Origin of the sequence: Desulfovibrio sp. (assembly GCF_018379785.1) — a bacterium.
Taxonomy (GTDB): Bacteria; Desulfobacterota; Desulfovibrionia; order Desulfovibrionales; family Desulfovibrionaceae; genus Desulfovibrio.
Genome location: NZ_JAGZUV010000023.1, coordinates 1 through 19503 on the forward strand (window position 1 = coordinate 1; position 19503 = coordinate 19503).

The 19503-nt window shown below is 58.0% G+C and carries 18 protein-coding genes and 1 tRNA gene; 7 read left to right on the top strand and 12 right to left on the bottom strand.

From position 1 onward, the window contains the following. A partial coding sequence (locus KH208_RS06810) for a transposase (protein WP_291435016.1) occupies positions 1 to 139 on the top strand: 139 nt, incomplete at its 5' end. Here the strand turns inward: KH208_RS06810 and KH208_RS15515 are convergent. From KH208_RS15515 to KH208_RS06855, 10 genes are all read right to left on the bottom strand, one after another. After that, entirely contained in the window at positions 132 to 398 is a 267-nt protein-coding gene (locus KH208_RS15515; protein WP_367114945.1) for a methyltransferase domain-containing protein, read from the bottom strand. The two genes, KH208_RS06810 and KH208_RS15515, sit on opposite strands and share 8 nt — an antisense overlap. Positions 399 to 712: 314 nt before the next feature. Next, the gene (locus KH208_RS06815; protein ID WP_291434979.1) at positions 713 to 1300 is read right to left on the bottom strand and encodes a class I SAM-dependent methyltransferase; all 588 of its coding nucleotides are present in this window, start codon (positions 1298 to 1300) and stop codon (positions 713 to 715) included. Positions 1301 to 1350: 50 nt separating this feature from the next. Further along, positions 1351 to 2571 carry a hypothetical protein gene (locus KH208_RS06820; protein ID WP_291434981.1) on the bottom strand — a complete coding sequence of 407 codons (1221 nt, stop codon included), beginning with the start codon at positions 2569 to 2571 and terminating at the stop codon, positions 1351 to 1353. 2 nt (positions 2572 to 2573) lie between these two features. Further along, a complete protein-coding gene (locus tag KH208_RS06825; RefSeq protein ID WP_291434983.1) occupies positions 2574 to 3824 on the bottom strand; it encodes an ABC transporter ATP-binding protein in 1251 nt (416 codons plus the stop codon). A 10-nt stretch (positions 3825 to 3834) separates the two neighbouring features. Continuing rightward, positions 3835 to 4656, bottom strand: coding sequence for an ABC transporter permease (locus tag KH208_RS06830; protein ID WP_291434985.1), 822 nt, complete (start codon positions 4654 to 4656; stop codon positions 3835 to 3837). Positions 4657 to 4662: 6 nt separating this feature from the next. Then, on the bottom strand, positions 4663 to 5601 hold the full coding sequence (locus KH208_RS06835; protein ID WP_291434986.1) for a GDP-L-fucose synthase: 939 nt from the start codon (positions 5599 to 5601) through the stop codon (positions 4663 to 4665). Positions 5602 to 5604: 3 nt separating this feature from the next. After that, positions 5605 to 6753, bottom strand: coding sequence for a GDP-mannose 4,6-dehydratase (gene gmd, locus KH208_RS06840; protein WP_291434988.1), 1149 nt, complete (start codon positions 6751 to 6753; stop codon positions 5605 to 5607). A gap of 191 nt (positions 6754 to 6944) precedes the next feature. Beyond that, positions 6945 to 7020 (bottom strand) — tRNA-Ala (locus tag KH208_RS06845). A 102-nt stretch (positions 7021 to 7122) separates the two neighbouring features. Further along, positions 7123 to 8730: a glycosyltransferase gene (locus KH208_RS06850; protein WP_291434989.1), complete on the bottom strand. Its 1608-nt coding sequence runs from the start codon at positions 8728 to 8730 to the stop codon at positions 7123 to 7125. 141 nt (positions 8731 to 8871) lie between these two features. Beyond that, the gene (locus KH208_RS06855) at positions 8872 to 9408 is read right to left on the bottom strand and encodes a superoxide dismutase family protein (RefSeq protein ID WP_291434991.1); all 537 of its coding nucleotides are present in this window, start codon (positions 9406 to 9408) and stop codon (positions 8872 to 8874) included. 372 nt (positions 9409 to 9780) lie between these two features. Here KH208_RS06855 and KH208_RS06860 point away from each other — a divergent pair, with 372 nt between their 5' ends. The 3 genes from KH208_RS06860 (at position 9781) to ruvC (ending at position 11948) form a co-directional block, all read left to right on the top strand. After that, a complete protein-coding gene (locus KH208_RS06860) occupies positions 9781 to 10413 on the top strand; it encodes an RlmE family RNA methyltransferase (RefSeq protein WP_291434992.1) in 633 nt (210 codons plus the stop codon). Between the two features lie 102 nt (positions 10414 to 10515). Beyond that, positions 10516 to 11253, top strand: coding sequence for a YebC/PmpR family DNA-binding transcriptional regulator (locus tag KH208_RS06865; RefSeq protein WP_291434993.1), 738 nt, complete (start codon positions 10516 to 10518; stop codon positions 11251 to 11253). Between the two features lie 191 nt (positions 11254 to 11444). Continuing rightward, positions 11445 to 11948 (top strand): crossover junction endodeoxyribonuclease RuvC, encoded by a 504-nt coding sequence (gene ruvC / locus KH208_RS06870; RefSeq protein ID WP_291434994.1) that lies wholly within the window; start codon positions 11445 to 11447, stop codon positions 11946 to 11948. A 111-nt stretch (positions 11949 to 12059) separates the two neighbouring features. Here the strand turns inward: ruvC and KH208_RS06875 are convergent, their stop codons facing one another. After that, the gene (locus KH208_RS06875) at positions 12060 to 12965 is read right to left on the bottom strand and encodes a hypothetical protein (protein WP_291434995.1); all 906 of its coding nucleotides are present in this window, start codon (positions 12963 to 12965) and stop codon (positions 12060 to 12062) included. A gap of 219 nt (positions 12966 to 13184) precedes the next feature. Beyond that, positions 13185 to 13778 carry a peptidylprolyl isomerase gene (locus KH208_RS06880; protein ID WP_291434996.1) on the bottom strand — a complete coding sequence of 198 codons (594 nt, stop codon included), beginning with the start codon at positions 13776 to 13778 and terminating at the stop codon, positions 13185 to 13187. Between the two features lie 450 nt (positions 13779 to 14228). On the opposite strand from KH208_RS06880, the gene KH208_RS06885 reads away from it, so the two are divergent. The 3 genes from KH208_RS06885 (at position 14229) to murJ (ending at position 19481) form a co-directional block, all read left to right on the top strand. After that, on the top strand, positions 14229 to 14936 hold the full coding sequence (locus KH208_RS06885) for a Bax inhibitor-1/YccA family protein (protein WP_291434997.1): 708 nt from the start codon (positions 14229 to 14231) through the stop codon (positions 14934 to 14936). 457 nt (positions 14937 to 15393) lie between these two features. Next, positions 15394 to 17895: a ribonuclease R gene (gene rnr / locus KH208_RS06890; RefSeq protein WP_291434998.1), complete on the top strand. Its 2502-nt coding sequence runs from the start codon at positions 15394 to 15396 to the stop codon at positions 17893 to 17895. Then, a complete protein-coding gene (gene murJ / locus KH208_RS06895) occupies positions 17895 to 19481 on the top strand; it encodes a murein biosynthesis integral membrane protein MurJ (protein WP_291434999.1) in 1587 nt (528 codons plus the stop codon). Before rnr ends, murJ begins: the two co-directional genes overlap by 1 nt. The last annotated feature ends 22 nt before the right edge of the window (positions 19482 to 19503 follow it).

Consider the following 19503-nt stretch of genomic DNA (forward strand, 5'->3'; position numbering starts at 1 on the left):
GTACAAAAAACGCAACGAAATTGAGAGACTCTTCAGACGGTTAAAAGGCTTCAGGCGCATAGCAACTCGATATGACAAGCTGGATGTCATTTTCCTTGCCTTTATCGTTTTTGCTCTCATCGTTGAGGCTCTCAAATAGTGTTAACAGGCCCTAGTACAGCCCATGAAGTAACGTAGTCAAAGTAAGCGGTAGGGTAATGGCAGTCAGGTAAATCTTTTCCTAAAAAATCAATGGAATATCCTTCCCGGATGCCTCCAGAATAAGCATCGCACCCGTACATTTTAAGAATGTGATTTTTAGCCAACCACCCCAAAAAGTCTCCTTTTGCACAGCCGACATCAAGTATTACCTCCCCCCCGTAGGCTGGGTAGGAAAGTGCTTTGCCGTTGATAGCGATGGCTCATCGTTCCGGGTAGTCGCTCATCATGATAGTGGTCTGGATAAAAGAATCCAATGCTTTCTTTTGTCGGTCGAGGATTTACAAAAACTAAACCGCAACGAAGGCAAGAGACTACAGGAAAGGAGTATTCATAGTTTTTGTAGGTATTAATGTAGTCATTTCTCTGTCTAAAAATGAGCTTTAGATCATTGCTCCCACAAAAATCACAGGGCACTTTTTCTAAGCAAACATTTTTTCCGTGTAATTACAAACACCGACACGGTTTATAGGGAATATATGTTTCGAGCATTATGAGGCTATCCATTCATTCACTATATCTTTACTGCCCAGAATAAGTTGGGCAGTTCCCCGTGCTTGCAGGTCTGTGGCATCACAACGTCATAAAGGACTTTTTGTACTCCCCAGGCCCATCCAATATCGTGCATGGCGATAACTCCACCACTACGTAGTTTAGGAAACCATGCTTCAATGTCTGTCTTTACGCCTTCGTAGCTGTGGTCGCCATCCAAGAAAAGGAAGTCTACAGAATCTTCGAATGTCTCAGCAATGCTGTGGCTATTTCCACGCAATGGAGTTATTTTCGAGTGAAAAAGTTGTACATTGTTTAAAAACTCTTCATAAGTATCGCGCCCCCCCTCAGACATTGCATCGTTATGCCACGTGTCTACACAATAAAGCTTTGATTTCTCCTTCATGCCAGCCGCAATGCAAAGTGAAGATGCCCCTAAATATGATCCAATTTCAACAAGTACAAAAAGGGGGTTATTTTGTACCAAGCGATACAATCTTATTTTTTCCTGAAGTGTCAGATGCGTAGTGATTTTTTCGAGATGTGGAACGAGCTTTGAAACATTTTTTTTGAAGTTCCACTCGGATATTTTATTTATTGGATTGAACATGAGGTTAGGCTCTCATTTTCTATGTGTGTTGCATCGCCATCGCTTATTGGTCAAAACATAAAGCCAGGCGCGCCACAAAAATAGAATTTGTTATCAAAATTCATGGTCTTCATGAGGTGCGCCAAAGCTAGTGTACGAAACCATGTTGGGAACATTGCGCTTTCATTGGGGCCTGAAAACAGATGGTCATGCCCATAATGAAGTTCTTGATTCAAGACAAAACAAAATCCCCCGTCTTCATTTTGGTTTGCCAGTAACCAAGGCAGGGCCGCTGTGAAGGATTTTTCTATCTTCTTTTTGTATTCATCTGAAAGAGATGGGTAAAACCTGCTGAGTGGCTCAATGGAGTCAAAGTCTTCACAGGCAGAACTTGCATGAGGGGTAACACCGTAGCCCCCAAGGCTGTTTTGCGTCGACAAAATATAATCTATCAAATTTTCAGAAAAAGGAGGCGCTTGTTTGGCATAAAAAAATAGCACCCACCAATGATATGCCCCCTGTATTATTTGGCTTTTCATATGTGCGCTGTGGTTGACATCGCCCCAAAGTCCATCACTGTCAGCAGTGTCCCGAAGTAATTGAAGCAACTCATTGCAGGCGCTCAAGGAGCGTTTGTTCTGGTTTATATAGGCATCATATTGTAAGGTGACACCTAAGTTCATCAATTTATTGCCAGTATATGCAATCCTATTCCCGAAATCAAGAGCCCTAAAGTATTCTTTGAGTTCCCCTGAAATGTACATCCTGTCAAGAAACTTGAAGTTATATTCAGGTAACACATTAAGGATTTTTAAACATTGCAATACCTGTATAGTGAGATGTCCATACCCCCACCATTGATTATTCTCATTGTCTGTGGAAATATATTCTCCATTTTCAAGCGTGGGGTCAACAAAATATCCTGTATCAGGATTTTGAAAATGCAAAAAATATTCTTTCAGCTTATTTAATTCCGCAGTATTATATCCGCAACTAGGGCCAAGAAACATACTGCGCAACATAACAGCATAGGTTGATGAATATAGTGAGGAATATGGCGAAGCAGAACTAAAACCATAATCCCATGGATCTGGCCCTATTTTTCTTTCCTCAAGAAAAGAAAGGACAGAAATCTTTAATGATTCAAAGCTCAACTTTTGCGCAGCCTGCACACCTTTTGCGTACTGTAATAATGTATGTTCTAAATCTTTGGTAGGGCCGCATAGTCTTTGCCTAGCTGCTTTTATAGCTTTTTTGTATAGGGACGTCTTTTTAATTAATGGTAGTAACATTGTTAACCTAATGTTAAAGTTCCAGGAATATAAACTTGTCCACAACCAGCTGCATAAACACGGCCTGTTGCAAAGATATCAGCCTCTTCTACAACAATAGAAACCGCATTTTGCACTCTATCAAGATATTGTCCTGATCTATGTAGCGTAGAGCTTAAATAGATAGAATACGTTCCTGGAGAAAGGAGCATTCTGTCTATTTCTAGCTCCAAACACTGAGGATTCACCTTGGATATGTTAAACATCCACGTTGCGTAGGATAAGACCCATTGGTCATATTCATTGATAAATGCAATGCAATAATCAGCATCATTATATTTTTCAGTATTCACCATTGATACTGATATGGATATTTTTTCACCCATGAGGATATTTGTCGTTTGTATTTTATCCTTATTGCGAATATCAATCTTTGAAAAAATTTTTTCTGGATATTTACCTTTTCTGTTTTCAGAGATTTCGACTCCTCCATTATCATTAAAACAGGCATCTTTTTGAGTATAAGACGCCGTGTAGCTACTAATGACAGAAGATATTTCACCCAGGGAAGCCAGCATACCTTTTGATAAACAAATACCCTTTATGCATAAATGCCTTATCGCTGCCATATTATGGCTGACAAACAATACCGTCCGGCCTTCTTTGCCCGCTTCTTCCATCTTGCCTAGGCATTTTTTTTGAAATTTTGCATCACCCACGGCCAGCACTTCATCGACGATGAGGATTTCCGGCTCAAGGTGGGCGGCTACAGCAAAGGCAAGGCGCACATACATGCCGGAAGAATAGCGCTTGACCGGCGTATCCAGAAACTTTTCCACTCCGGCAAAGTCCACAATCTCGTCAAATTTACGGCGCACCTCGGCGCGGGACATACCGAGAATGGCCCCATTAAGATAAATATTTTCTCGGCCGGTCAACTCTGGATGAAAGCCTGTACCCACTTCCAGCAGGCTGGCCACGCGGCCGCGCAGGGTGATGCGCCCGGTGGTGGGTTCGGTAATGCGCGAGAGCAGCTTGAGCAAGGTGGATTTGCCCGCGCCGTTGCGGCCGATGATGCCCACGCGGTCGCCGGGCATGATGTCGAAGCTCACATCCTTCAGCGCCCAGAATTCCTCCCGGCTCTGTCCGCCACGCCGCAGCAGACGCGAGGGCAATTTGAATATTTCCTCCCGCAAGGATTTATAGTGCGTCTGCCCTTCATGGCGGATAGTGTAACTCTTGCCGAGCTCTTCAACGGAGATGATCGGTTTCATATGCAGCCCCTTAAATCACATCCGCAAAGGTACGCTCTGTTCTGCGAAAAACTTTTATGCCCAACAGCATAAACACACAGGCGCAAAGCAGGCTGATACAAAACGCGCGTTCTGGAAATTCAATGGTCCCGAGCACAGCCCAGCGAAAACTGTCGATAACCCCGACCATAGGATTGCATTCGTACAACAATTTCCATTTTTCCGGCACAATGGAGGACGAAAAGCCCACCGGTGAAATGTACAGACCGAACTGGGTAATAAAGGGCACGATGATACGAAAATCCCGGTAGGTTACATTCAGAGAGCAGAGGACAAGCCCTGGCCCCAGTGCCACCACTGCCGCCAGCAACGCCAACGGAACCACAGCCAGCACCTGCACCGGCGGCAGATACTGATACCAAACCATCATGCCGCCTAGCAGCACAAATGAAATAGCGAAGTCCACTACAGCCACGCCGATGGTGGCCGCAGGCACAATGATCCTGGGAAAATAGACCTTGGACACCAGATTGCTATTGACTACCAAACTATTGGCCGTGGCTGCAATAGCCGAGGCGAAGAGCTGCCACGGCAACATGGCCACAAAGACCATCAGCGGATACGGCGCCACGCCTTCCGAAGGCAGCTTGGCCACCTTGCCGAACACAAAAGTAAAAGCCGCCATGGTCAGCAGAGGACGCAGCACGGCCCAGAGAATGCCCACCACCGTCTGTTTGTACTGTACAGCCACATCGCGCCACGTCAGAATGAGAAAAAGCTCCCGGTAGCGCCACAGATCTTTCCAGTACTGACGTTCCGTACGCCCTGCTTCAATAACAAGCTCGTAAGACATGTGTGGTCAACAGCCCCGGTTGTGATTGTGTGAAAAATCTTTGTAGGCATTCCGCAGCCCGTCTTCCAAACTGAATTTCGGCCGCCAGCCCATAGTAAACAGCTTGCCGGAATCCATCAGCTTGCGCGGCGTTCCGTCCGGTTTGGAGGGATCCGTGTCAATAGCGCCTTCAAAGCCCACTATCCCGGCGATCAACCGGACCACATCCATGATGGTGCATTCCTTCTGGCAGCCCACATTGACATGCTCGAAATCCGAATAGTTCTCCAGCAGAAACACGCAGGCCTCGGCCATATCGTCCACATGCAAAAATTCGCGCAGGGCCTTGCCTGTCCCCCAAATGGTCACCTTGGCCGCACCGTTCGCTTTTGCCTCATGGAAACGCCGGATCAGCGCCGGGATGACGTGGCTGTTTTCGGGATGGTAATTGTCGCCCGGCCCATACAGATTGGTGGGCATGGCGCTGATGGCGTCAAAGCCATACTGTTTTCTGTAGGCTTGGCACATCTTGATCCCTGCAATCTTCGCCAAGGCGTAAGCGTCGTTGGTGGATTCCAGAGGTCCGGTGAGCAGATATTCTTCCTTGATGGGCTGCGGACAGAGCTTGGGATAGATGCAGGATGAGCCCAGAAAGAGCAGCTTCTTCGCTCCGTTGCGGTATGCGCTGTCAATGACGTTATTCTGGATCTGCAAATTCTGGTAGATAAATTCCGCCGGATACGTGGCGTTGGCGTAAATGCCGCCCACCTTGGCCGCCGCCAGGATGACATAGTCCGGGCGGTATTCCGCGAAAAACGCGCGCACGGCAGTCTGATCGCAGAGATCAAGCTCCGCATGCGTACGGATAAGCAGATTCTCGTAACCGGCCCGTCGCAAGGCGCGGCAGATGCCGCCGCCCACCAGGCCCCGGTGCCCGGCCACATAAATAAGCGCGTTTTTGTCCATGCCCTACTCGTTGTGACTGAAGGTCTTGAAGCCCGCCACCTTGCATATGGCGTCGCGCATGCTTAAGCCCAGATCCTCACGGGTCATTTCGGCCACCATATCCTCAAAGGTCGTCTTGGGCGTCCAGCCCAAATTTTCCTTGGCCTTGGCCGGATTGCCCAGCAGGGTTTCCACTTCCGTGGGACGGAAATAGCGCGGATCCACCCGTACAATAACGTCGCCGGGCTTAACATGGCATTCCATGCTCTGGCGTCCTCCGGCAGCCCGGGCAAGACGGGATACGTCCACGGCGGCCACGGTACCGGTTTCGTCAACACCGCTGCCCTGCCAAATCAGGCTTACGCCCACTTCAGCCGCCGCCGCATTGACGAAATCCCGCACCGAGAACTGCCGCCCCGTTGCGATGACGAAATCGTCCGGCTGTTCCTGCTGCAACATGAGCCATTGCATTTCCACATAGTCGCGGGCATGGCCCCAGTCGCGTTTGGCATCCAGGTTGCCGAGATACAGGCAGTCCTGAAGCCCCAGTACCATACGTGACAAGGCGCGGGTGATCTTGCGGGTCACAAAGGTTTCGCCGCGGATGGGCGACTCGTGGTTAAACAGAATGCCGTTGCAGGCATACATGCCGTACGCCTCACGGTAATTCACCGTAATCCAGTAGGCATAGAGCTTGGCGCAGGCGTAAGGCGAGCGGGGATAGAAAGGTGTTTTCTCAGTCTGCGGCACTTCCTGCACCAGACCGAACAGCTCGGAAGTAGAGGCCTGATAAAAACGGGTTTGCCCGGCAAGACCGGTAATGCGTATGGCTTCCAGCAAGCGCAACGTGCCCAGGGCATCCACATCCGCCGTATATTCAGGCGATTCAAAGGACACCTGCACATGGCTCTGGGCCGCCAGGTTGTAAACCTCATCGGGTTTTACTTCCTGCATGATGCGCACGAGATTGCTGGAATCACTAAGATCGCCATAGTGCAAAATAAAACGCCGCTCACAGGCGTGGGGATCCTGATAGAGATGATCGATGCGATCCGTATTGAACAGAGAAGCTCGTCGTTTGAGGCCGTGCACCTCATAACCTTTCTGGAGGAGGAATTCCGCGAGATACGCGCCGTCCTGTCCGGTAATACCGGTAATCAGAGCTTTTTTCATAACATTCATTTTTATTATAATGGGTTATGCGCCGCAATCCGCAAGTACGGAGACGCAGATAAGGCGAGCAAGTCTTGGTAGACTCTGTTTTTATCTATAAATAGAAGCGATGTCCATTGAATGCATTTCGCGGGAAATCTATAACTCGACGAAAGGGCTTATGGTTTTAAAACCATAAGCCCTTAAATTTGTGGTGGAGAAGAAGGGATTTGAACCCTCGACCCCCGCCTTGCGAAGGCGATGCTCTCCCAGCTGAGCTACTTCCCCACAAATGGAAACACCGTGGAAAAAAGTTTTTAGGCAAAAAAGGACGGCCTGTCAAGCCCTTCTCCAGTCCAAGGCCGATCGCGCTTGCAGCACAATTTTCTCTCAAATTCCCAACGTATCACGGAGCTGCGCCACGCGATGGCTGTAGGCATGGCCCGAGCGTATGTGTTCCCGCCAGGCTTGGCGCAGTTCGCGGGCCCGGGCCGGATCGGCGCGCAGGGCAGCCAGCCGGGGCAGCAGGTCAGCCAGGCTACTTAATGTTACAGGCCGGGTCAACGCCTCGGGAAAGAGTCGCAGGCCGGGCGTGGCGTCGCTCAAAAGCAGTCCACCGGCAGCCCAGACGTCGAAATGGCGCTGGCTCAGACTCTGCGGCAACAACAGGCTGGTCACGTTGAGCACGGCCCCGGCCCGGCGGTAGATATCCGGCAGGGTCGTATAATAATCCACCGGCGGCAGCACCTCGAGACCCGGCAGCAGATCTTGCCAGCCCGCATCGCCCACCACCCGCATTCCGGCTTCCAGCCCGGCCCGGACCCAGCGGGCGCGATTGGCCTGGGAGCAGATCTCCGCTCCCAGACCGGCGCAGCGCACATCCTGTCCCGGCCAGGGGGCAGCTCCCGATTTCCGGAGCCACCAATGAAAATGCGGCCCTTCCGCCGGACCGCCGGAATGCGCTAAAAGGGTGCGCGCTTCCTGCTCCAGGCTCTGAGGCACACGGGCCGCCGCAAAAAAACGTTCCCGCTCCGGAAAAGCCGAACGCCCCACGAAGAGCGGCGGGTTTTGGGCCAGGTCCGCAGCCTCGTTTTCGTCCGGCAAGTCCCGCCACATTTGTGGGGCCACGGCCAGAGGCAAATAAAAAACCCGCCGGGCTCCGGCGGCTCGCAGGCCGGGAATAAAACTCTCGTCGGTCACGAACAGCGCGGCCTCTTGCCACCAGGGCAGGCGCAGGCCGGAGAGCAAATGCCAGGGGTTGTCCACAAACCAGACAGCCACCGGCACGCCCAGAGCTTGGCAAAGATAGAAAACCCGGCCTTCCGGGTCCAGACCGCGCAGGTTGACGGAGAGCAGCAGCGCGGGATTGTTCCCTGCCAGCAGATTTTCCCAGGCCGTCAACAGGCTTTCCGTATCGCGGCACACAGGCACAGTTTCCAGCACCGGTCCGAAACCGGCTTCGCCCAAGGCCTGACGCAATTCCTGATGCAGCAGTTGCCGCTCCGTGCCGGGCAACAGAACCGGGCGGCGGTTGTCCTCCTCCGGCACATGTTTCGTAGCATCTTCAATGACTGTCCGCCGCGTCCGTACTCCCAGCCGGGCCGCGCCCAGACATCCCAGGAGCGGACCCCAGAAATCCGGGGCCAGGCGCAGACCGGGCCGATAAAAAAAGACAGAACAGCGCGCGGCCAAGGCCACGGCATCTTCCGGCGTGACCTGTTGCCAATGCCGGGGCAAGGAGCGCCGCCCCGCTCCCGGACGCGCGCCCTCCAGACGGCGCAGGGTTTCCGGCTCGTCCAGCCAGAACACGCGCGCGCCGCCCACTTCCCCTTGCGCAAAAAGCAGTTTCTCAGGCATCCCCGGTCCCAGGCCCAGCAACAACACCTCGTCGCCTGAGCCCAGGCGCTCCCATGCCTCGGGATTGTCGGGCAGGCTCAGGCTGCGCCCCGCGAAATCAGGCAAACTGACGCGCCGTGGCGCGCGCACGGATTCAGACATGCTCCCTCGCAAGAAAACGGATTTCCCACCATAGCCGCCATGCGCCGCCCACCGCAAGGCCGTGCGACATAAAAGCCCCGCCGGATTTCCGGCGGGGCCTGTCGGCAGAAGGAAAGTGAAAGGTATGAGTCTGATTACGTACTACTTGATGACGCCGCAGGCGATGCGCGCGCCGCCGCCGCCCAGAGGCGGATTGTCGGTATAATTGTCGCCGCCCTCATGGATCATCACGGAATGGCCCTTGAGATCCTTGGCCTGAAGGTTGGGAGCGTGCAGCTTGGCCTTGGCCACGCCTTCGGCGTCGGCCATGATATGCGGCAGGTCGCCCTTATGGCCGGCCTTGCCGGGCCCGGCGTGCTTGTTGGTCTTCATGGGGTCGTAATGCCCGCCGGCGGCCAGGCCCGCCACCATTTTGCCGTCCTTTTCAGCCGGAGCGCAGGAAGCGTTTTCATGCACATGCATGCCGTGCTCGCCCTCGGGCAGACCAGTCAGGTCCACAATGATATCCACCCCGCCGCCGTCGGCGTCCGAGAACGTGATGAAGCCGATTTCCTCGCCCACGCCGTCGGGACTGATTTTGTTCACCGGGGTTTTGACGCTTTCCGCCTGCGCGGCGGAACCCATCAACAACAGCCCGCCGCAGAGCAGCAGGGCGAAACTCATGTTTTTCAAAAGCATTGTCATTCTCCTTAACGATAGATAAATGCGCACTCCGGGCTTCAACCGGAGCGGCATGGATTTTTTAACCTGTTCTGACGCTAGCCTGCTTTCCTGCTTTTCGTCAATACAAGAAATAATTATTCTCAACTCAGGAAAAAATCAAGGCAAACAAGCCTGTTGCGCAGGGCAGACGCACGTAGCATCTAACTATTTGAAATTATTTGCTAAGAATAACAAATATAGTTTATATATTAATAATTTCAAATAGTTACCGAATTAGATGCGTCTGCCCTGGCCTGTTGCGAGGCAACACGAGGTCGCCCGGCTCTATCCGGCATCAAGACTTGGCGAACGGATTGAAAAAGGCTATGCTTATGTGTTGGGGTTTTTATGAAGGAATATCGCGACCATTATTTCCTCAAAGCCAAGCGGGAAAATTATCCGGCCCGCTCGGTCTACAAGCTGAAAGAGCTGGACGCCAAATTCCGCCTGCTCAAGCCGGGCATGAAAGTGCTGGATCTGGGGGCCGCCCCCGGTTCCTGGTCCTTGGGCGTCGCGGAAAAAGTGGGCTCCAAGGGGCTTGTCCTGGCCTGCGACATCCAGAGCACGGAAACGGCGTTCCCGCCCCAGGTGCTCTTCATGCAGGAGGACGTCTTCCGGCGCTCCGCCGCCTTTGAGACCAGGCTGGCCGAACTGGGCCCCTTTGATCTGGTCATCAGCGACATGGCTCCGCGCACCACGGGCACGCGCTTCACGGATCAGGCCCGTTCCCTGGAGCTGACCCTGGAGGCTCTGGCCGTGGCCTGCCTGCATCTGAAGCAGGGCGGCAATTTTGTGGTCAAGATTTTCATGGGACCGGATATTCAGGACCTGCTCGCCCCCATGCGCAAGGCGTTCAGCTCGGTCAAATCCTTCAAACCCAAAAGCTCACGCGCCGAAAGCAAGGAAACCTTTTTTACGGGCCTGGGTTTTCGCGGCAACACGGCGGCTATCGCGCCCGGCGATGCCGGGCCGGAAACATAACCGGATTTCGTCTGAACCGCTACGCGGCGCGCGGTCCCCACGGACCGCGCGAACATTGCAAGGTGAAACGCTCTAATACTTTTACGGTTTTCGGGAGGTTTTATGTCAGGTCACAGCAAATGGGCCAATATCCAGCACCGCAAGGGACGCCAGGACGCCAAGCGCGGCAAGATTTTCACCAAGGCCGCCAAGGAAATCATCATTGCCGCTAAAAACGGCGGCGATCCTTCGGGCAATCCTCGTCTGCGGGCGGCCATCGCTGCGGCCAAAGCCGTGAACCTGCCCAAGGACAAGATTGAAGCCGCCATCCGCAAGGGCACCGGCGAAGACGCAGGCGGCGATTTTGTGGAAGGCTTCTACGAAGGCTACGGTCCCGGCGGCATCGCCATCATGGTGGAGGTCGCCACGGACAACAAAAACCGCACCGTGGCCGAAGTGCGCCACCTTTTCACCAAGCACGGCGGCGCCATGGGCGAGAACGGCAGCGTGGGCTGGATGTTCGAGCGCAAGGGCGTCATCAGCGTGGACAAGGCCGCCTACGCCGAGGATAAAATGATGGAAGCCGCCCTGGAAGCCGGGGCCGACGACGTGCTGGACGACGAGGATGTCTGGACCCTTCAGACGGCCATGGCCGACTTCGCGGCCGTGCGCGACGCCCTGGAAGCCGCGGGCGTTGAGATGCAGTCCGCCGAGCTGGCCATGGTGCCGCAGAACCTGGTGGCCGTGAGCGCGGACATGGGTCAGAAGGTGCTGCGCCTGATGGAAGCCCTGGACGACAATGACGACGTGCAGAACGTCTATGCCAATGTGGATTTTCCGGACGATATGCCCACCGACTGACGCAAGCCGGTTCTTTTGCCTTCCCGCTGTGTCGCGCATCGTTTTTTATTCCGGTCATGGACCAGAAGAGTCCACTTCCTGCATAAAAAACTCGCGCTCCTTGCGGGAAGGCAAAATTTTTTTCCATTGCCGCCGCCACGCCCCCGCTACAGGCTTGACGGCGGCATAACTATATTGTTGGGGCATCTTCTATGCAGCCCGTCACCGTCATCGGCATTGATCCCGGTTCCCAGCGCACGGGCTGGGGCGTGGTGCGCGAAGTCTCCGGCGTTCTCCGGCTGGTGGACTGCGGCGTGGTGCGCACGGTCTCAGCCGGAAAGGAATTTTCCACGCGGCTGGCGCGCATCTACCATGAGCTGGCCAAAGTGCTCGGGCGCTGCAAGCCCGACGAAGCGGCTATCGAACAGGTCTTTACCGCCAAAAACGCGGCCAGCGCCCTCAAGCTGGGCCAGGCCAGAGGCGTGGCCGTGGCGGCCTGCGCGGCGTATGGCCTGGGAATCAGCGACTACGAGCCGACCCTGGTCAAGAAGTCCCTGGTGGGCACGGGCCGGGCGGAAAAGGAGCAGGTGGCCTTTATGGTCAAACGCCTGCTCAACGTCCGCGAGGCCGACTGGGCGCTGGACACCTCCGACGCCCTGGCCGTGGCCGTCTGCCATCTGACCATGCGGCGCTTCGCAGCGCTTACGGCGCGCTGACCACAAAACGAAAAACAGGATGCGGCTCCGGTGCCGGAAACGCATCCCATTCATCAAAAATTGAACACCCGGCGCATGGGGACGGTTCGCGTCCGCCGTGCGCCGTTTTCATTACGGGCGCGGCGCGCGCGGCCCGGCGGGCTGCATGGAATAGCGGTACAATTCGTGAATTTCCTTGTCGTAGCCGGGGTAAAAGCCCTTGCCCATGCCGAGCACGATACGCGCGCCCCGGTTCATGTGCACCAGCAGGTCGCCGCTGGAGGGGTCCACGCAGAGCCCTTCGATTTCGCCCTGCTTGATGGCTTCGTCAAAGGTCTTTTCCAGCACCACGGGCGCGTTGGTGGCCGAGGTCACGTCCACGCGGTAAAGATGGTCGGGCTCGTTGTCGTCGGCGGTGCCGTCGTCGGCCGTCACAAAAAGCGAACCGTCATAGTAGAACACGCCCTGCACCCACTGCGGCACGGGCTGCAGATGCACCTTGCGCAAATACTTGCCGTCCAGGTCGTATTCATACAGATAGCGGCCGCTTTCCTCGCCCACCCAGGAACACATCCACACCGTGCCCTTGACCGGGTCCACGGTAATGCCGGACACTTCCAGCTGGCCGGACTTGGGCTCAAACTTGAAAGTGCGTTTGAACTTCAGGGTGTCCGCGTCGTGCACGGCAATCTGAATATCCTTGCCCACGCCGTCCATGAAATTCTCGGCGCTGATGTACAATTCGCCGTTGTAGACGTCGATGTCCCCGATGTGATTGGACGGGATGGCATAGCCCTCAAAGGGATTGTCGTTCTGCTTCAGCAGCTTGCCGTTCATGTCGTATTTGAACAGTTTTTTGCTGTCGCTCACGTAGATGTACTTGCCGTCGCAGGCCACACCCTGGCGACCGGCCACGGGCATGACGCTTTTGAGCGTGTACTCGTACTTGGGGGCATGGGCCGGACGGGCCTGCGGGGCCTGCGGCAGAACCAGGGCCGCGCCCAGCAGCAGCGCGGCCAGCGCAATGAACTTTTTCATCCTCTCTCTCCTTGCGAATTGCGGCGCCGCGCGCGGCTTCCCCATGAAGCCGCGCAACGGGCCTTCAACTACCGTATAATTCAAGCGGAATGGACTGACAAGAAGCCTCGTGCTTCCGAAGCGAAAGGTCATAAAAATTTCACATGCCAAAAACGAACCCCGCCTGCGGGCGGGGTTCGTCGCCGGTCCGGGGTCCGGCTCCGGCATTTTTTTAATGCGCTACTCGATGACCACAGCCTTTTTGATGATCACCGGCGTCGTGGGCACGTCTTCGTAAAAGCCCTTTTTGCCCGTGGTCACGGCTTCAATCTTGTCCACCACTTCCTGGCCCTTGATGACCTTGCCGAACACGGCATAGCCCCAGCCCTGGGGGGTCTGGCTCTTGAAATCCAGGAAAGCGTTGTCCTTGGTATTGATGAAGAACTGCGCGCCGGCCGAATGCGGGTCGGCGGTGCGGGCCATGGCGATGGTATACTTCTGATTGCGCAGGCCGTTGCCGGCCTCGTTGTGAATGGGCGCGCGGGCGCTCTTTTCCTTCATGTCCGGAGTCAGGCCGCCGCCCTGAATCATGAAGTTTTTGATGACGCGATGAAAAATGGTGCCGTCATAATGCCCGGATTTGACGTACTGAATGAAATTGGCCGTGGTGATGGGGGCCTTGCGGGCATCCAGGCGCACCACGATATCCCCGAGACTGGTCTCCAGCTTGACGGCGGGATCGGCCGCCGGCGCGGCGGCACGGGCCTGCCCGGCGAAAACCGGCAGCAGCGCCAGGCTCAGGACAAGGCAGAAGGACGAAAGAAAAAATTTCATGACTGACTCCTTGGAATGCGGCATTTTCGCCGGTGCGGGCACCGCGCCGACGACGGCATGCTAGCATGCGGCCCGGCCCACCCGCAAGACGAACCATGGCCCTGGAGCTTTAACAGATAAAATGCCCGTTTGCGGCGAGCAAAACCAGCCTGCCCGCATTTCGCGGCAAGGATTTGTCCGCAACACCTTGCAGGGCAGCGGGCCGGTTCGGCATCCGGCAAGAAAAACGAAGTTCCGCCGACGCGCGTCCGCCCTACTGAGAGCTTCATGAGACGTGATCGAAACCTGAAGCGGCGCCTGACGCGGGCTCCACCCAGGCTGCCCCCTGCCGCAAGGCGACGGCACTTGCTAAATCGGGGGGGAGTCATATAGTATGCGAAAAGGAGTGTGGATAACCACCCCGCGGCACACTGTGCCGGACCGGACAACAACAGTTTTTTTGGAGGACTTATGTCACCGAGTACCCGTAGTGTCGCGCAAAGCGGCGTGACCAGCGCCGTTTCCGTTTACATGCGCCAGGTCTACCAGTGGATGACGGCGGGCCTTGCCCTGACCACGGTGGTGGCCTACGGCGTGGCCAACTCGCCAGCCATCCGGGATGCCATTCTGGGCAACAGCCTGGTTATGATTCTTCTGATCGTGGCCCAGTTCGGCATGGTCATCGCCCTTTCGGCGGCCATCCACAAAATGTCGGCCGGCACGGCCACCGGGCTCTTCCTGCTCTACTCGGCCCTGACCGGCGCCATGCTTTCGTCCATCTTCGTGATCTACCCCATCGCGTCCATCGCCAATGCCTTTCTGGTGACCACGGGCACCTTCCTGGCCATGTCGGTCTACGGCACGGTGACCAAGCGCGACCTCACGACCATGGGCAACTTCCTGTTCATGGGGCTCATCGGCATTATCATCGCCATGGTGGTGAACATCTTCCTCAAAAGCACCATGATGGACTTCATTATCAGTTGCCTGGGCGTGCTGATCTTCACCGGCCTGACCGCCTACGACACCCAGAAGCTGCGCCGTTTCGGCGAAGCCGCGCCTCTGGACGACGGCACGGCGGTGCGGCGCGGGGCCATCATGGGCGCGCTGACCCTTTATCTGGATTTTATCAACCTTTTCCTGATGATGCTGCGGCTTTTCGGCGGCAACCGCAACTGAGCCGCCTAAAGCATTTCAGCTTTAAAAATGTTGAAATGCTCTGGCGGCCACGTGAGCGGACGACCGCGCCTGGAGCCAAGGCGGAAGTACGTTCCCGCCGCGCGTCGGCCGTTGCCGCTGGGCGGCTTGCTTGAGTCGTTCACGGCGAAGCCGTGTTACGGGTCAAGACAGCAGCGCTACGGATGACGACAGCAACAATAGGCTGAAGGCAGCGTCAGCTTTGAAATTGGCACAATTTCAAAGCGAATCTGCATCTAGAACGCGGGCCCGACGGATCTTGATTGCAATTCCGCCGGACCGCGGGGACTGTCTCCAAATGGATTTCCCGGTTTTCTTGCCGGAAAGCCGGAAATATCGCACTTTGGAGATAAGCCCTGAACCTTTTTCAGCCGCGCGGGGGCAAAAGGCGGAGCCTTTTGCCCCTTTTTTTGAGCATGGCGCGGCCCATGGAAATAACGTGAAAAAGCAACATAAAAATATACGCCCTACCGATCCCGCCGCCCTTCCCGGCAATGACGAACTGCTGGAACTTTTTGCCCGCGAATCCCGCCCCATGCGTCTGGACGGCCTGCTGCGCGCCACGGGTCTGCCGCGTCGGGCTAAAAAGGATCTTGAGGAAAACCTGGCGGATCTGGCCCGACAGGGACGGCTGGTACGCCTGCGCGGCGGCCTCTGGACCCGGCCCGAGATCCTCAAAAGCCTGGTGGGCCGCTATCAGGCCCTGCGCAACGGCGGCGGCTTCGTAACCCCGCTGGAGACCGAAAGGACCGCCGAAGGCGGCTCGCCCGCCGCGCGCGTGGCGGGCGGCAGGGACATTTTCATCCATCCCCTGCAAAGCAATGAGGCCTGGCATCAGGATCTGGTACGGGTAGTGCTGGCCCCGGCTTCCTCGCGCTCCGGACAGGGGCGCGGCGGGCCGAATCCGGAAGGTCGCATTGTGGAAATTCTGGAGCGCCCGCAAAAGGAAATTCCCGTGCATCTGCACAACCGCACGGGCCGGACCCTGTTCTGCCGCCCGGCGGACAGCCGCCTGGCCGTGGACTTCAGCGTGCCCCTGCCCGAGGGAGCCGCCGTGCCGGAACAGGGCGCGCTTCTGCTGGTGGCCCCGGAGGAGCGTCTGGCCTCGGATCTCTGGCGGGCGCGCCTGATCGGCACCTACGGCCGCGAAGACGACGTGGACGTGCAGGAGGATCTGGTCAAACTCAACCATGAGGTGCCGCGCGACTTTCCGGCCTCGGTCCTGGCCGAGGCCGCGGCCCTGCCCGTGGCTCCCGGCGAGGCGGATCTGGCCGGACGCGAGGATTTGCGCCATCTGCCCCTGGTGACCATCGACGGCGCGGACGCCCGCGACTTTGACGATGCCGTGCAGGTGGAGCGCAAGGGCAAGGGCTGGCTGCTGCGGGTGGCTATCGCCGACGTGAGCCATTACGTGCGGCCCGCTCCCGGCAAGGGGCACGCCGGCCTGGACGCCGAGGCCCTGGCGCGCGGCAACTCCTGGTATTTCCCCCGTTCCGTGGAGCCCATGCTGCCCCCGGCCCTGTCCAACGGCCTGTGCAGCCTTAAACCTCAGGAAGACCGTCTGGCCGTGCTGGCGGAAATTCCCTTTTCGCCCACGGGCCAGCCGGGCAAGGCGCGCTTCGCCCCGGCCGTGATGCGTTCCGCCGCGCGCCTGACCTACGACCAGGTCAAGGCCTGCCTGCAGGATCATGACGCCGAAGCTCTGGCCCGGCTGCGCGAGAATCCGCGCGGCGGGGACGTGCTGGCCATGCTGGAGGAGGCCTTCCGGCTCTATGCCGTGCTGCGCGAGGCCCGGCGGGAGCGCGGCAGTCTGGATTTCGATCTGCCCGAACCGGAATACACGTTTGACGCGAAGGGCCGGGTGCTCAAGATAGGCTTCCGCCAACGCCACGACGCCCACCGGCTCATCGAGGAATTCATGATCGCGGCCAACGAGGCCGTGGCCCGCCATCTGCGCGACGCCGGACTGCCCTTTCTTTACCGCGTGCATCCCCAGCCGGAGCCGGAGCGCCTGGAAAGTCTCTTTGAAACCCTTGCCGCCACAGCTCTGGAAACGCTGCCCGCCGACAAGCAACCGGGAAAACAAGCGGACGGACGGCCCGATGCGGCGGCCATTCAGGGCATCCTCGCCGCGGCCCAGGGCACGGACCAGGAATTTCTGGTAAACCGCCTCTGTCTGCGGGCCATGCCCCAGGCCCGCTACCAGCCGGAAAACGAGGGGCATTTCGGCCTGGCCTCCCAGGCCTACTGCCACTTCACCTCGCCCATCCGCCGCTATGCGGACCTGTTGGTTCACCGGGCCTTGAAAACCTCGCTGGGACAGGCCGCCGGCCCCCTGCCCGCCGGGCAGAGGCTGCTGCGCATCGGCGACCAGCTCAACCGGCGGGAGCGCGCCGCCGTGGACTGCGAACGCGAAATGGCCCGCCGTCTGGGCTGCCTGGCCCTGCGGGACCGCGAAGGGGAACGTTTTGCCGGTGTGGTTTCCGGAGTGACGGATTTCGGCCTGTTTGTGGAACTGGCGGACATGCCCGTGGAGGGCATGATCCGCGTGGAGGACCTGGGCGACGACTGGTACGAGCTGGACTCCCGCAGCCAGTGCCTGCTGGGCCAGCGTTCCGGCCTGTGCTGGCGCCTGGGCCAGCGTCTGGAGGTGCGTCTGGCCGAGGTGCATATGGGCCGTCTGGAAATCCGGCTCATGCCCCTGGAACTGCCTCGCGCAAACCGGGGGGCGCGCGCACGGCGCAACGCGGGCGGACGGACGCGAAGCGCGGCCCGCCCGGACCGGCGTGCTGAACAGACGCGGAAGAAACAGACCGGGAACAAATCCGCCGACGCGGCACCGGACCGCAAGAGCCGGACGCGCGTCCGCGCCGGACAGGAGGCACGGAACGGCCGAAAAGGACAAAAGCAAAACGGCGCGCGCCCCAAACGGGGACGCTGATGGGCCTGCTCTCCTCCCGCCAGCACATGGGCGCGGCGGCTCTTATTCTGGCCGCCAGCACCATTCTTTCCCGGCTCATGGGCCTGATCCGGGACAAGGTCATTTCCTGGCAGTTCGGCGCGGGCGGTGAAGCGGACATGTATTTCGCGGCCTTTGTGGTGCCGGACATCATCAACTACCTGCTGGCCGGCGGCTTCATGTCCATCACCATCATTCCCCTGCTTTCCCGCCGCTTTCAGGAGGACGAGGCCGACGCCTGGCGCTTTTTTTCCTGCGTGTTCTGCTGGACCCTCACCGCCTCGCTGTTGCTCACGGGCGCGGGCATCCTGGCAGCCGAGCCCCTGGCCCGTCTGGTGGCCCCCGGCTTCTCGCCGGAGCAGTGGCAGCGGCTGGCCTTTTTCATGCGCATCATTCTGCCCGCCCAGGTCTTTTTTCTCTGCGGAGCCTGCCTCACGGCCCTGCTTTACCTGCGGCGGCAGTTCAGCGTTCCGGCCCTGGCCCCGCTGGTCTACAACGGCTGCATCATCGCGGGCGGCCTGCTGCTGCCCCTGCTGGGGACGCGCCTCGGCATCGACCAGGGCAACGGTTACGGCATGACCGGCTATTGCCTGGGCGTCACCGTGGGCGCGGCCCTGGGCACCTTTGCCCTGCCGTTGCGGGTGGCGGCCGGAGGCGGGCTGCATCTGCGCCCGGTCTGGCGGCACAGGCTCATGGGCCGATTTCTGATCACGGCCCTGCCCCTGATGCTGGGCCAGACCATCATTATGCTGGATGAACAGTTTTTGCGCGTCTTCGGCAGTCTGGCCGGGGACGGCGTGGTCAGCCTGTTGAACTACGCGCGGCGCATTGCCCAGGTGCCGGTGGGCCTCATGGGACAGGCCGCCGCCGTGGCCTCCTACCCCTTTCTGGTTTCCCTGCTGACCAAGGGCGACACGGAACGCTTCGACCAGACCCTGCGCACGGCCCTGCGCGCGGGCCTGGGCCTGATCATCCCCTGCGCGCTCTGGATGATGGCCGCCGCCTGGCCCATTCTGGGCGTGATCTTCCAGGGCGGGCGCTTCGGCGCGGCGGAAACCCTGGCCGCCGTGCCCCTGACCCGGATCATGCTGGCCTCGACCCCGCTCTGGATCGTCTACATGGTGCTGGTGCGGGCCTACTACGCCCACGGCGACACCCTGACCCCGGCGGTCACGGGCACCATCATGACCCTGGCCTGCCTGCCGCTCTACTATTACTGGGCCGTGCCCCTGGGGGCCTGGGCCATCGCCGCCCTGTCCGGCGCGAGCGTGAGCCTTTATGTACTCTGGCTGGTGGGCCTGTGGATCCGCCGCCACGGTAACGGAGCCTTTGCCGGGCTCTGCGGCCTGGGACTGCGCGCCCTGGCCTGCTCTCTGCCCGGCGCGGGCGCGGCGTGGTGGCTGGCCCGGTATTGCCTCGCGCATCTGCCGCTGCCGCCCATTGCGGCGGCCTGCGCGGCTCTGGCCGTCAGCGGCCTGGCTTTTGCCCTGCTCTTCCTGCCTCTGGCCTGGCGGTTCGCGCCGTCCGTTCTGGAGCCCGTGCTGCGGCGGCTGCGGCGTTCCCCTTAGGACGTTCAGCACTTGAAATGCG

Coding starts and splice junctions, on each gene's coding strand:
- KH208_RS06815 (WP_291434979.1), bottom strand. CDS start 1,300: ATGTTCAATCCAATAAATAAAATATCCGAGTGGAACTTCAAAAAAAAT.
- KH208_RS06820 (WP_291434981.1), bottom strand. CDS start 2,571: ATGTTACTACCATTAATTAAAAAGACGTCCCTATACAAAAAAGCTATA.
- KH208_RS06825 (WP_291434983.1), bottom strand. CDS start 3,824: ATGAAACCGATCATCTCCGTTGAAGAGCTCGGCAAGAGTTACACTATC.
- KH208_RS06830 (WP_291434985.1), bottom strand. CDS start 4,656: ATGTCTTACGAGCTTGTTATTGAAGCAGGGCGTACGGAACGTCAGTAC.
- KH208_RS06835 (WP_291434986.1), bottom strand. CDS start 5,601: ATGGACAAAAACGCGCTTATTTATGTGGCCGGGCACCGGGGCCTGGTG.
- gmd (WP_291434988.1), bottom strand. CDS start 6,753: ATGAAAAAAGCTCTGATTACCGGTATTACCGGACAGGACGGCGCGTAT.
- KH208_RS06850 (WP_291434989.1), bottom strand. CDS start 8,730: ATGTCTGAATCCGTGCGCGCGCCACGGCGCGTCAGTTTGCCTGATTTC.
- KH208_RS06855 (WP_291434991.1), bottom strand. CDS start 9,408: ATGCTTTTGAAAAACATGAGTTTCGCCCTGCTGCTCTGCGGCGGGCTG.
- KH208_RS06860 (WP_291434992.1), top strand. CDS start 9,781: ATGAAGGAATATCGCGACCATTATTTCCTCAAAGCCAAGCGGGAAAAT.
- KH208_RS06865 (WP_291434993.1), top strand. CDS start 10,516: ATGTCAGGTCACAGCAAATGGGCCAATATCCAGCACCGCAAGGGACGC.
- ruvC (WP_291434994.1), top strand. CDS start 11,445: ATGCAGCCCGTCACCGTCATCGGCATTGATCCCGGTTCCCAGCGCACG.
- KH208_RS06875 (WP_291434995.1), bottom strand. CDS start 12,965: ATGAAAAAGTTCATTGCGCTGGCCGCGCTGCTGCTGGGCGCGGCCCTG.
- KH208_RS06880 (WP_291434996.1), bottom strand. CDS start 13,778: ATGAAATTTTTTCTTTCGTCCTTCTGCCTTGTCCTGAGCCTGGCGCTG.
- KH208_RS06885 (WP_291434997.1), top strand. CDS start 14,229: ATGTCACCGAGTACCCGTAGTGTCGCGCAAAGCGGCGTGACCAGCGCC.
- murJ (WP_291434999.1), top strand. CDS start 17,895: ATGGGCCTGCTCTCCTCCCGCCAGCACATGGGCGCGGCGGCTCTTATT.